11 protein-coding genes and 6 tRNA genes are annotated in these 12786 nt (G+C 41.4%); 1 reads left to right on the top strand and 16 read right to left on the bottom strand.

From position 1 onward, the window contains the following. Positions 1–82: 82 nt before the first annotated feature. Complete coding sequence (locus N8L33_RS09155) at positions 83–1900, bottom strand: acyltransferase family protein (RefSeq protein WP_261059668.1); 1818 nt, start codon at positions 1898–1900, stop codon at positions 83–85. Positions 1901–2000: 100 nt separating this feature from the next. Then, positions 2001–3143 carry a tRNA guanosine(34) transglycosylase Tgt gene (tgt, locus tag N8L33_RS09150; protein ID WP_001285237.1) on the bottom strand — a complete coding sequence of 381 codons (1143 nt, stop codon included), beginning with the start codon at positions 3141–3143 and terminating at the stop codon, positions 2001–2003. A gap of 116 nt (positions 3144–3259) precedes the next feature. On the opposite strand from tgt, the gene N8L33_RS09145 reads away from it, so the two are divergent. Further along, positions 3260–4117: a DUF975 family protein gene (locus N8L33_RS09145; RefSeq protein ID WP_261059667.1), complete on the top strand. Its 858-nt coding sequence runs from the start codon at positions 3260–3262 to the stop codon at positions 4115–4117. Between the two features lie 25 nt (positions 4118–4142). On the opposite strand, the gene pcp is transcribed toward N8L33_RS09145, so the two are convergent. The 14 genes from pcp to N8L33_RS09075 all read right to left on the bottom strand — a co-directional run bounded on the left by pcp (position 4143) and on the right by N8L33_RS09075 (position 12785). Next, positions 4143–4787 (bottom strand): pyroglutamyl-peptidase I, encoded by a 645-nt coding sequence (gene pcp, locus N8L33_RS09140; protein ID WP_261059666.1) that lies wholly within the window; start codon positions 4785–4787, stop codon positions 4143–4145. A gap of 112 nt (positions 4788–4899) precedes the next feature. Further along, positions 4900–5262 carry a DUF1304 domain-containing protein gene (locus N8L33_RS09135; protein ID WP_261059665.1) on the bottom strand — a complete coding sequence of 121 codons (363 nt, stop codon included), beginning with the start codon at positions 5260–5262 and terminating at the stop codon, positions 4900–4902. 10 nt (positions 5263–5272) lie between these two features. Next, entirely contained in the window at positions 5273–5698 is a 426-nt protein-coding gene (locus N8L33_RS09130; RefSeq protein WP_261059664.1) for a MarR family winged helix-turn-helix transcriptional regulator, read from the bottom strand. A 319-nt stretch (positions 5699–6017) separates the two neighbouring features. Beyond that, positions 6018–7205, bottom strand: coding sequence for a LysM peptidoglycan-binding domain-containing protein (locus N8L33_RS09125; protein WP_261059663.1), 1188 nt, complete (start codon positions 7203–7205; stop codon positions 6018–6020). Positions 7206–7367: 162 nt separating this feature from the next. Beyond that, positions 7368–7991: an HAD family hydrolase gene (locus N8L33_RS09120; RefSeq protein ID WP_261059662.1), complete on the bottom strand. Its 624-nt coding sequence runs from the start codon at positions 7989–7991 to the stop codon at positions 7368–7370. A 3-nt stretch (positions 7992–7994) separates the two neighbouring features. Next, entirely contained in the window at positions 7995–9275 is a 1281-nt protein-coding gene (locus tag N8L33_RS09115) for an MATE family efflux transporter (protein WP_261059661.1), read from the bottom strand. 60 nt (positions 9276–9335) lie between these two features. Next, positions 9336–10820 carry a threonine synthase gene (thrC, locus tag N8L33_RS09110; RefSeq protein WP_261059660.1) on the bottom strand — a complete coding sequence of 495 codons (1485 nt, stop codon included), beginning with the start codon at positions 10818–10820 and terminating at the stop codon, positions 9336–9338. Between the two features lie 75 nt (positions 10821–10895). Then, on the bottom strand, positions 10896–12173 hold the full coding sequence (locus N8L33_RS09105; RefSeq protein ID WP_261059659.1) for a glutamate-cysteine ligase family protein: 1278 nt from the start codon (positions 12171–12173) through the stop codon (positions 10896–10898). 106 nt (positions 12174–12279) lie between these two features. Continuing rightward, positions 12280–12363, bottom strand: a tRNA-Leu gene (locus N8L33_RS09100). Between the two features lie 9 nt (positions 12364–12372). Next, positions 12373–12444: transfer RNA gene (locus N8L33_RS09095), tRNA-Gln, on the bottom strand. A gap of 13 nt (positions 12445–12457) precedes the next feature. After that, positions 12458–12530 (bottom strand) — tRNA-His (locus N8L33_RS09090). A 14-nt stretch (positions 12531–12544) separates the two neighbouring features. After that, positions 12545–12615 (bottom strand) — tRNA-Trp (locus N8L33_RS09085). Between the two features lie 4 nt (positions 12616–12619). Next, a tRNA-Tyr gene (locus tag N8L33_RS09080) sits at positions 12620–12700 on the bottom strand. A gap of 12 nt (positions 12701–12712) precedes the next feature. Then, positions 12713–12785: transfer RNA gene (locus tag N8L33_RS09075), tRNA-Phe, on the bottom strand. Position 12786 lies beyond the last annotated feature (1 nt).

Here is a 12786-nt window from a genome sequence, read left to right as displayed (position 1 = left end):
CATTTGTAAATGGTATAGACCTATTTTCTAGAGATATTTTAAAAGAGCTGGATTTCTCCAACTCTTCTCTTTTTAATATACGTTATTTTGATTTGACTGGCTTGTCTTGAGCTGTTTGCAAGGCTGTAGCAATGGTATCTGCATACAATTTTGCTCCGGCTTCAATTTTACTAGTGTCACTTCCGAAATGGACTTGGTCTGTTCCTGTCCAGATCTCTGGATGTTCCTTAGAAACTTGATTCCAATCAGCAATGGTGATATAAGGAGTCTTCTCTGCCAATTCTCTCATATAGGCAGCAGCCTTCTCAACGATGGCATAGGTCTCTTTTGTTTTATCCCCCTCATAAGGAGTCACCAAAACCATATGGTGGCCCTTAGGAAGATTTTTCACGATACTGTCCCAATCTTCCTTGTAATTTTCAGGATTATTTACCCCTGTTGCAATAACCACCATCTTTGGTAGAAATTTATTCTGGCTATTATTTAGCATGATTTCATCGGCAGTCTTGGTTGTTCTGCTGACCTGCGCGTTAATCTGTGCTCCAGGAAGGGCTGTCTGCAGGGCTGTATTAGCTCTTAGAGCCACTGAGTCACCAATTAACATAGTACCATCAGCAATTCCTAAACTATTTGCATCTGCCCGTTCTGTCATCACCTTGGTTTGGCTAATATTTGTTGCAGCTTGCTTCAAACCATTGACAGTCAAATCTGTCTCAAAAGCTCCAACTTGTGGAGCCAACAAGGTCACCGTGCAGACAATGATGGTCAAGATTCCTGTACTTGTTGCAAGAATTGCGTGAATATAAGGCAGGGGACGAAGAGTTTGTAAAACAGGTGTGTTCTTGCCTGCAATCCACGGCTCCAATACATAAAATGAAAGACTGGCAAATCCATAAGAACAAATCAAAGTCAGTAACACAGCAAGAAGATTTGAGGTCAACTGTGAGAAAATGATATAAAAAGGCCAATGGAAGAGATAAACTGCATAGCTAGTATCTGCTAAAAAGCTGATCATCTTTGGCTCCTGCATGTTAGGAGTCTTTTCATGTAAGACACGCGCCGCCAGAATCATAGCAAGGGCTGCAAGGCTGGCAAGCAAGAAGCCAATAAGATAGGCAAAGAGATAGGTAAATTTGACAAAGAAGGTCAAAATGAGTAAGAAGCCAAAACCTCCTGCAAAAATCAACAGGGTCTTTCGTAAATCCCAGGTTTTATCCAACTGCTTGACGAGGGAAGTCGTCTGACGAACGCCTATAATCGTTGCTAGGATACTTCCCAAAAAGAATGGATAGACATGAGTTAAACTGGAGAAGTAAACAGAGGAATAAGAGGTTACTAGAAAACTACCAATAAACATGGAGAAGAAGCTGATCAAGAAGGCAGCAGCAGATAAGAGAAAGACCATCCCCTTCAACTGACCATTTGATTTAGCCTGTTTGGATAAGAACCAAACTGCCAACCCCCAAAGAATATAATAGTGAACCTCAACAGCAAGACTCCAATTATGAACAAACAAATGAGGAATAAACTGAGATTCATAACTCCCACCTGTTAGGAGCTCATAGAAGTTGGTCATAAAACCTAAGACACCCGCAATCTGACCCCCAATTCCAGCTACATAATCTTGTCGAACTAGAAAAGTAAAGGGCATGGTTACCAAGACCATCAAAACCACAGGTGGCACAATCCGATAAAAACGTCTCCTAAAAAATCCTATCAAATCAATCTCACGATTCTTAGAAAATTCTTCGATGAGTAGAGCTGTAATCAGGAAACCTGAAAACGTGAAAAAGACATCTACCCCGAAAAATCCTCCAGGAAAGATCGTCTGAAAGAAATGATACAAGAGTACCAGTAGTAAACCTGTAATCCTAATCAAGGAAAACCATTTAATGCGCATACGAGTTTATTCTTCCTTTCATTGTACACTTTATTCTATCAAAAAAAGAAGAAAAATCCTAAGAGAAAACTTAGGATTTTTAGCTTATATCCATTCCATTTTAGAAATTACGGCCTGACTTATTATAGCCATATTTTTCCACAAAATACTCACGGAATTCCAAGAGATTGTCATCCATGATGGCTTGTCGCACTTGCTTCATCAGGTTAAGCAAGAAGTAAAGATTATGGTAGCTAGTTAAGCGGATACCGAAGGTTTCATCAGCCTTGAGCAGGTGACGAAGGTAGGCCCGTGTGTAGTTCTTACATGTGTAGCAATCACATTCAGGATCCAGTGGTGTAAAGTCCTCAGCAAACTGAGCATTTTTGACAACCAAACGACCTTGACTGGTCATACAAGTCCCATTACGAGCGATACGAGTCGGCAAGACACAGTCAAACATATCTACCCCACGAATGACCCCATCAATCAAGCTATCTGGCGCTCCCACACCCATCAAATAGCGAGGTTTATTTTCAGGAAGCAGCTGGGTTGTGAAGTCCAAAACCGCATTCATCTCTTCATGGGTTTCTCCCACTGCCAAACCACCGATAGAGTAGCCTGGGAAGTCCATACTAACAAGGTCGTGAGCTGACTGACGGCGAAGATCTTCAAATCCTGCCCCTTGCACAATTCCAAATAATCCTTGGTCATGTGGACGACGGTGAGCCTTCAAACCACGCTCAGCCCAACGGCTAGTACGCTCGATTGATTTCTTAACGTAGTCATAAGGTTGATAGAACTGAGGACATTCGTCAAAGGACATCATGATGTCTGAACCCAGATTGTTCTGGATAGAGATAGCTTTTTCTGGTGATAGAAACATCTTAGAACCATTGAGATGGTTTTTAAAAGTTACCCCTTCTTCTGTGATATTACGGCTATCAGCTAGAGAATAAACCTGGAAACCACCACTATCCGTCAAGATTGGCTGGTCCCAGTTCATGAACTTGTGGAGACCGCCTGCGCGTGCAATGAGTTCGTCTCCAGGACGAAGCCAGAGATGATAGGTATTGGATAGGATAATTCCTGACCCCATCTCCTTCAATTCTTCAGGCGACTGAGTTTTGACAGTGGCTTGAGTCCCAACTGGCATAAACATAGGTGTTGGGAAGGTACCGTGGGGAGTGATGATTTCTCCCAGACGAGCTCCCGTGTGTTTTTCTTTCTTAATCAAACGATATTTGATTGGTGAATCTGACATTTTTTACCTCCGAAGCTGGGAAAGACAGTCCCAGTTCATACTTTGTGCCCAAGGGCATACTGTATGATTTTATCAAAAAAAGTAGGAACTGTCACGAACTATGGTATAATGAGAGAATGAAATACCCAAAAATTGATTTAAAAACCGTTCGTCTGCAAGCCAGACAATTTCAGGCTGAAAATCCCCGCCTCTTTCTCGTCTATCTCTTACCTAGCATACTGGTCATCTTGTCTGGCTTCCTCAATCCCTTAGAGCGCATTAACGAGAGTGTTTTAGAACAACCCTTTTTAAGCGTGTTTGGTCATGTATTCCAAGCCTATCTTTTTCCACTATTAGTCTCCTTTATCGGGACGATTCTCCTGACCAGTTCAGTCTATACAACGCTGAAACTCATCAAGAATTCTGATACAGAACTATCCGCCAAAAATAGTCTCGCTCTCTTTGGCGAAGAGCACTTTTCACAAACCTTTTTGACTCTCCTTCTCAAACGCTTCTATCTCTTCTTATGGAGCATTCCTAGTTTACTCGGGATTTACTTCCTCTTTTACAGTAGCTTTTTAGCAAAGAAGTTCGTTGCCCTTCACCCTGAGTTTCCTAATCTGGATCTCACGTCAGTTGAAACGGAAAGTTTCCTCATGATCTTTGGTCTCTACTTTCTAGCAAGTATTTTCTTGATGATTATAGGAAATAGTCTCTATATTCCACAATACTATGCCTATTCTCAGGTAGAATTTCTACTCTGTGACACCCTAGACTTGGGACAAGCCAAACCAGGACAAATCCTTAAAACCAGCCGTTTCCTGATGAAAGGTTATAAGTTTCAGCGCTTTGTTCTAGACTTACAACTCCTTCCTTGGTACTTCCTCAATTGGATTACCTTTGGAATTGCTAGTTTCTCACTTCTTCCTTATATTCAAATCAATAAAATAATTTTTTACCGAGCAGTACTAGCTCGAAAACGTCCAAAAGCTTGAAGGTTTTCCCTCAAGCTTTTTTCTATCAATGAGTTTCTCCGCCTACCAACTTGAGATCCTGATCTCCATGTTCTATAATGGCGCCGATTGCCGCTTCTATCCCTCGCCTAATATCCACTAAACTCATAGCTGGAGTAGTCGGTCGATTCACCACCTGTTCCATCATATAAGGAATATGCATAAAACCTGCCTTAACATGTGGAAATTTCTTTTCTACCAAATAGAGGGCCTGATACATCAAATGATTGCAGACAAAAGTCCCTGCCGTATTGGAAACAGATGCCGGCAAGCCCTCTTTTTTTATAGCTTGGACCATCGCTTTAATCGGCAAACTACTAAAGTAGGCCGGAGCACCATCTGCTCGAATGGGAAGGTCAATTGGTTGATTACCCTCATTATCAGGAATCCGTGCATCATCTTGATTAATAGCTACTCGCTCAGGTGTCAGGCTAGACCTTCCACCTGCTTGGCCAATACAAAGGACAAAGTCAGGTTGATAACGGTTCATCTCTTCTTCCAATACATGGGCCGATTTGTGAAAGACTGTTGGCACTTCTAACCAACGGACCTCAGCACCATGGATTTCAGCTGGTAAACCTTTAATGGCCTCCAAAGCTGGATTAACCTTTTCCCCTCCAAAGGGCTCAAAACCTGTCACTAATACTTTCATTTCTAACTCCTCAAAACTAATTCAATGAGACTTTTTTCTTAAAAACAAGTATAACATATTTCCCTTATTCTGGAGTGAAAAGGACTAGCGAGACTAGTACCGCCTTTCAAATTTATTTAAAGAGTAAAATACTAATCAAGACTAAAATAGCTGGCCCACCTTGCTTCAAAATAATTTTCTTATCCGCTGTTAGAGAGCCATAAGCCGCAGCACCAATCACAAATAAAACAAAAATAGTCACAATTTCCAAATTCTGTGAGAAATAAATTCCATACAAGAGAAAGACTCCTAGCAAAGCATTATAAATCCCTTGATTTTTAAACAATGAACTTACTGACGGACGAGCCAGTTCTTCCTTGTCCATGTTAAAGACACGACTAGTCGCATCTGATTGCGTTGCAATACTTTCCAAATAAAAAATGTAAAAATGCTCCAAAGCAACAATCGTTGCTAAAATGATTGTCATAATTGACATCTATTTCTCCTTAAATTTCTATATTTTCAATACCCAAAACCAATTTATTTAATAAACGGCTGAGTTCTGTTCTTTCAGACTCTGTTAAGATACTTTCCATCTCTTGCTTAACCTTGATATGTTGCAGAGGGGGATTCACCACTAACTGCTCCTTGGCATACTTCGTAGCCTCTACCAACACTTCCCGCTGATTTTCAGGATTACGATGACGCTCCACCAAACCTTCCTTTTCCAGAATTTTGAAATGTCGGGTCAAAGCAGCCTGATCAATCTTCAAACGCTCCTGAACTCCCATTTGATTACAAGGAGAATGCTCCAGCAAAAACAGTAAAATCTGATACCGTGTCAAACTAATCCCAAGCCTTTTTTCAAACAATTGCGTACTCGCTTGCTCAGACAAGCGGAGTTGATAAAGTAGATCTTGAATCTCTATCATTTCTTCCTTCTTTTATTGATTTATCAATAATTGACTAATCAAGTAAAATATAAAGTAAAATAGATTGCAAGAATGTTGCTTCAATCATTACAAAATGGTAACTTCCCATTTTCCATTCATATTGATACTCAATGAAAATCAAAGAGCAAACTAGGAAGCTACTCGCAGGTTGCTCAAAGCACAGCTTTGAGGTTGCAGATAAAACTGACGTGGTTTGAAGAGATTTTCGAAGAGTATGACAAAGAAAAAAACGAATGAGACTTACTTCCTATCACGAAAGCTAGATCTCATTCGTCAAAATGATATTACCAATCCTGGTTTATCCATTCATTGAAACGTGAACGTGGTCATAGTGGTTTTCTGTCACGCTACCACGGTCTGGCATTGGGTTCCAAGTATTAGCTGGTCCATATTTGCTATCGAATGGAGCATAGAAACGTTGTTTCCAGATGATGTAACTAATTCCACGGCTGGCCATGTTTTGAATAGCGTATTCCGCAATCTTATCCCCTAATTCTGAGCTTTCTTGTACCATAAAGTCGATAGCCAAACCTTTTCCGTGATCTCCACTGTCTCCTGGACGGTAACCACTAAAAGATGTGATACCAAACAAGTTGGCGATTTCTTCTTTAAAGGCAGCTGTTTGTGGTTGAAGGCCTGCATTTTCAGATTTCGCTACCGCCAGTCCAGCATAATCGGGTGCAGCTGGAGCTGCGTAAGTTGTTGAAACTGTTTTCGCCTCTTCTAGTTGATAAGTAGAAACTGTTGGTGTAGCTTCTTTTGCTTCTTCTGAACTTGTTGCAGTTGTTTCGCTTGCTGTTTCTTCTGCTGGAGTTGTAGTTTCTTCCACTGTTGAAACAGCTTGTGGGCTTGCTTGAGTTTCCTGCTTCTCAGCTAGAGTCGTTGCCTGAGGAGCTGCTTCTGCAACTGCACTGCTTGTTTCGGCTGTTTGCTCCTCTGGGACAGAAGTTCCTGTAGATGGTGTCACTGCTTCTGAAGCAGTCACTGTCTCTGTAACTTCTGAACTTGTTGCTACTTCTTTTGTACTTGTAGTTTCTACCGCTTTTGGAGCTTCTACAATCGGTTGAGAAAGGTCTGCAACTTGAACAGTTTGATCATCTACAGTCACTTGATTGGTTGTCAAATCTGCTGTCGCAGTTGTCACTTCTTCACTAGAGTCTACTTGAGGAGTTTGGATTTCAACTTCTGTTACTTCTTCTGCTTCATTGACGGTCGTTGTCAAAACAGTTTCAGGAAAAATCAGGTCCATATTAGTGATTTTATTCAAATTCGCAAGAACTGTGACATCTACACCCAAGGCTTCTGCAATTGTGCTCAAGGTATCACCATACTGAACGGTATAACTTGTTTTGTTATCCGTTTTAGTCAAATCGTTTTGGATTTGCTCAACACTACGTGCAGTCCAAAGAACTTCTTCTGCTTGGGTTGCCAATACTGGGGCAAATGACAAGGCTACTGTTGAGGCTAATAATATTCTTTTCTTCATTCTTTCAAATTCCTTTCAAATGAGTACCTGTCTATCATAACACAAAAAATGTAGAAAAAAAGCCCTCTCGGGCCTATTTAACAGAACTGTCTATTCCTTGTAACAAACTCGGTTACTTGAAATAGTTTGTTAGATCTCTGTCACAAAACTGACACAATCTTTTTATCGCTCAGCCTTAAAAAAACGGGGAATATCTGCTAACGCTTGAATCCTGTGATTGCCTTCATAAGACGACTCTAAAAAGTTAAGACTTTGAATCCCACTATTCTGGGCAAATTCCACATCCAGAGTCCGATCCCCTATATAATAGGTTTTCTCAGGATCCAACTGATACTTGTCTAACAGATAGGTAGCCGCTTCCGGATTAGGCTTGCGCGCAAAGCCACTCTGACTGGTTAGAATCTCTGTAAAATAAGATTCCAAACCCAAGTCTCTGAGAATGGTAAGAGCATTGTCTCCCTTATGAGTGTAAACAAACTGCTGAATTCCTGATTCCTCTGCCCAAGCTAGCACATCACGCGCACCTGGCATTAAGACTACCTGAGCATTCTTCTCAGCCAGACTCTGAGCACGCACCTGATTTAGCACTTCCACATCCAGTTTTCTCTCTTCCGCCACCTGCACAAGCAAATCCTGCACCGAATACTTGAGGATAAACTCTCTCACCTGCTCCTTATCATAAGGAATAGAAAACTGAGCAAAAGTTTCCTCAATCCCTGACAAAATTGCTTCGTAAGAGTCCAATAAAGTCCCGTCTAAATCCCAAATAAAAGCTGTTTTTTGCATTTCCTATCCTTTCAAGCTCATATAACGCTGGTAACGGTAACGTAGAAATAACCAACGAAAACCATTATCCAAAAGAGTTCCGGCCCAAATACCGGGCAAGCCCCAACCAAGCACAATCCCCATCAGATATCCTGTTCCAATACGGAGACACCACATTCCTATACTTGTCGCATAAAAGGGAAGGCGAGCATTCCCCAAGCCCTGCCAAACAGCCGTATAGATGACTGTTCCTATCGTCATAGAAGTTCCTAGTAGAGAGAAAAGTGCCACCAAAACACTAGCTTCAACCGCTACAGGATCGGTCGTATAGAGATGGCTCAGTGGTACCCCTAAGGCATAGATGCTGAAGGTCAAAGGCAACATGAGGACCAGAGAAAGCCAAAAGGTTTGCTTGCTCAAACTAGCTACTCTTTCCCAATTATCCTCTCCAACTGCTCGGGCCACTAGCATGACCGTTGCCGTAGCGACGCCAAAGGCAGGCATGTAGTTAAACTGGGTCAAGACTTCTCCGACTGCATTCCCAGCAACTGCCTCCGTTCCAAAAGAAACGACCAAGGCAATGATGACGACATCACCAGCCCGCATCATAAGCCGCTCTCCAGCTGCTGGCAAAGCTATGGTCAATAGTTCCTTATCTAAACCAAAAGTCGGTTTCTCAAAAGGCAACTTTAATTGCGACCATAAAATCACAAGACCTACCAAGCGAGACAGAATAGTTCCCCAAGCAACACCAGCTATCCCCATATCCAGAACAAAAATAGCTAGACTTGAAAAAAGAATATTCAAGGCATTTGATAAAAGACTCACATAGAGGGGCAAACGTGGATTATGCGTTACACGAATCAAGGCTCCCAGACTGGTCATCAAGCCCAAAAGAACAATCGATCCTCCTACCAAAGATAGGTAGAGTCCACCACTCTCAGCTACAGTTCTCTCCGTCCCCAAAAGTCCTATCATCTCTTGCCCAGCGAAGATGGACAAAGCTCCCAAAAGGAAACTTAAGAGTAAAGTAATTTTCAAGGCCTCAGTCACATGGTAGGCTAGCTTAGACTGATTCTTCTCCCCTAAACTCTTTGAAATAACACTAGAAATAGCAGCTCCCAGAGCGATGAAAATCGCTTGGTAAATCGTGATAATATTGCCAGCAACTGATACACCCGAAATAGCTATCAAGCCCAAGTGGGCTACCAAGTAACTATCCACCATCCCCATGAGCATCTGCAAAAAGTTTTCGCCCATAGCTGGCAAAGCAATATTAAGAATGTCTTTATTTTTCTTAAACAATCCTTCCTCCTGATGAAAAGAAACTCAGTTGGTTTCCCAACCGAGTTTACTCCTTCCGTCTTAAAGTCCTAAATAAGCCTCAACCGCTGCTTGCATATCCGCAGCCGCCACAGTTGTCTTGTGACGAACTGGCGCTGTTTCAAGCCCGTCAACTGCTGGCGGCACTTCCACTCCTGAAATATCATGTAATTGAGCCAAGGCTTCAAAGTCGCCAAGCCCTGATTTTCCAGTTACAGCTTCTACTGCAACTACTGGGAACTTGTATGGACTCGCTGTTGAAGCAATCACTGTCTTAGTCACATCGCCAGTAGCCGCTTGGTATTTCTTATAAACTGCCGAGGCAACCGCCGTATGTGGATCCTCGATATAAGAATCTGACTCATAAACACGCTTGATTTCTGCCGCTGTTTCTTCCTCAGTCGCATATTCAGCTGCAAAGAGATTAAGAATCTCTGCATCAAAGTCTGTCAACTCATATTGTCCTTGCTTGTTCAAGGCATTCATGAGTTCAGCTGTTTTAACCGCATCATTTCCTAAAAGGTGGAAAATGAGACGCTCCAAGTTTGAAGATACCAAGATATCCATAGATGGACTAGTTGTGACTTTAAACTCACGTTTCTTGTCGTAAACACGTGTCTTGAAGAAGTCTGTCAAAACATTGTTGTCATTTGAAGCACAGATTAATTTGCCAACTGGTAGACCAATTTGCTTAGCATAAAAGGCAGCCAAGATATTTCCAAAGTTTCCTGTTGGTACTGTGAAGTTGACCTTATCACCAGCCACAATATCACCAGTCTTAACCAACTGAGCGTAAGCATAAACATAGTAGACAATCTGTGGCACCAAACGACCAATGTTCATAGAGTTAGCTGATGAAAATTGCAACTTGTTGGCCGCTAACCTTTCACGAAGAGCCACATCGTTAAACATATGCTTCACATTTGTTTGGGCATCATCAAAGTTACCATCAATAGCGATAACATGAGTATTGTCGCCAGTCTGAGTGGTCATTTGCAACTCTTGTACCTTGCTGACACCATCCTTTGGATAAAAGACGATAATCTCAGTACCAGGAACATCTGCAAACCCTGCCATAGCAGCTTTCCCAGTATCACCAGATGTTGCTGTTAAGATGACAATCTTATTCTCCAAACCATGCTTCTTAGCAGCTGTTGTCATAAAGTATGGCAAAATAGACAAGGCCATATCCTTAAATGCAATTGTTGAACCATGGAAAAGCTCCAGGTTGTATTGCCCGTCTAATTTCACTAATGGTGCGATAGCTGGAGTATCAAACTTGCTATCGTAGGCATTGTTGATACAGTAGTCCAACTCTTCAGCTGTAAAGTCATCTAAAAATGCTGACAAAACAAGCTTAGCAACTTCCTGATAAGATGCATCTTTCAATTTGTCAAAGTCCAAATCTACCTTTGGATAAGTAAGCGGTGTAAATAAACCACCATCCGTCGCCAAACCTTGCAAAATAGCTTGGCTAGCAGTTACTGTATTGTTGGCATCACGCGTTGATTGATAAACTAATGTCATTACTCTCTATCCTTTATCTATAGTCTCTTCCATTATATCATGATTTTTCAGAAAATTCTCCCTTTATAAGAGAAATTATAGTCCCAATTCTTCTTTCAAAGGCTGTAAGTAGGTCATTTCTTGCTTATTTCTCATCTCCAGTCCTTCCTCAGCTAGCTGGAGTAAGTCTTTGGAAAATTCAATAATCGTAGTTTCTTCCTCATCTGTAAGCTTCTTCTTAGAAAATTGTCGTCTTAAAAATTTATAATTTCGCCCAAATTCTTTAAAGAAAGATGCTGTTTCTAAGTAAGCTTCTAACTTATCTAAATTGACCAACAATCCTAAGTGAAAAGCTGCTGAAGCGAAGGTTCTATCTAGAGATTGAGTACACACACTACGAAACTCAACTGTTCCGCGAGTCGTTAAGTCTTGGTACTGATAACTACGATGAGTTTCAAAATCCTTCTCTTGAGCGTAAATAAGAACCTCATCCCCATTAAGAGAAAATGCTTGGATTTCAGGTGTAGCCAAATAGACCCTAGCCTGAATCGGATAAAAATAATAGGTTTGTCCATCACGTTCCGCAGTAAAAATTGCAGAATGATCTAGATAGTCAAAAAAATCATCCTCATCTTTAAAGAGGCTAGCATTGACACCAACATTCTCTGGATAGATACCATGCATAGATTCTTCCCAGAAAATATCTCTTGAGATTTTTGTATCCCAATCCGCACCTGTAAACTCAGAGTTTGCAAATAAATAAGCCTTAGCCGCTTCAATTTGAGTAAAAGCATTAATCACCCGTAAGTAGTTGGATTTTGAAATATCCAGCTGAACCTGACTCCCACAGATAAAAGCCCCATATTCAGGGAAATTATGTAAATCTGATTTAGTAACATTTCTACTCAAATTCAAATAATCCATCAACATCTGATAGCGTGGATATGCCACTGGACAATTCTCATTTTTATCCCAGTTAGGATGAATTCCACAGCCAACAATAGCATGATTTGATTCGCCTAATTTTCTCTGAATTACATCCATATAATTATTAAAACGATTTTCGACCTCCTGAATTGTTTCGGCCTTACCAAATGCAAACTCAATCGTTGTATAGGAAACTTCAAATAAAATAGCATCCTGACTTATCCGATCCACTAACTGGATAGGATTGCCAAAATCATCTACCTTTTCTACAGTGAAACCCAGAGCGGAAAGTAAATAATGAAATAAATCTTTTATAACTTCAACATTTGTAGCATCCCCTTCTAAATTTGCAACAGGATATTCCAGTTCAATCCCGACAAACAATCCAGGATTTTCTTTAATATTTTTCAAATACCGATGTTTTAATAAATCGATAGAACGAGACATACTTCCCTACACTTTCATAATCTAAATAAAATTTGAATAACTATTATTATACCAAAAATAACACAAAAAAGGAACGAAGAATAACAACGTTCCTAGCTCTATACTATACCGGCGGCCGGGGTCGAACCGGCACGTCCTTGCGGACACTGGATTTTGAGTCCAGCGCGTCTGCCAATTCCGCCACGCCGGCAAATAGTAACTGGGGTAGCTGGATTCGAACCAACGCATGAGGGAGTCAAAGTCCCTTGCCTTACCGCTTGGCTATACCCCAATAATATAAAATAGGCGAGTGATGGGGATCGAACCCACGCATGCCAGAGCCACAATCTGGTGTGTTAACCACTTCACCACACCCGCCATAATTCTATTAACACGGGCAGTAGGAATTGAACCCACACTGAAGGTTTTGGAGACCTTAGTTCTACCTTTAAACTATGCCCGTAAAATGGAAGGGGAGGGATTCGAACCCCCGAACCCGAAGGAGCGGATTTACAGTCCGCCGCGTTTAGCCTCTTCGCTACCCTTCCAAAATATATAAATGGCGCGAGACGGAATCGAACCGCCGACACATGGAGCTTCAATCCATTGCTCTACCAACTGAGCTACCGAGCCT

This window comes from Streptococcus mitis, from assembly GCF_946188695.1.
GTDB lineage: Bacteria > Bacillota > Bacilli > Lactobacillales > Streptococcaceae > Streptococcus > Streptococcus mitis_DF.
This window is presented reverse-complemented; position numbering and strand designations above follow the sequence as displayed.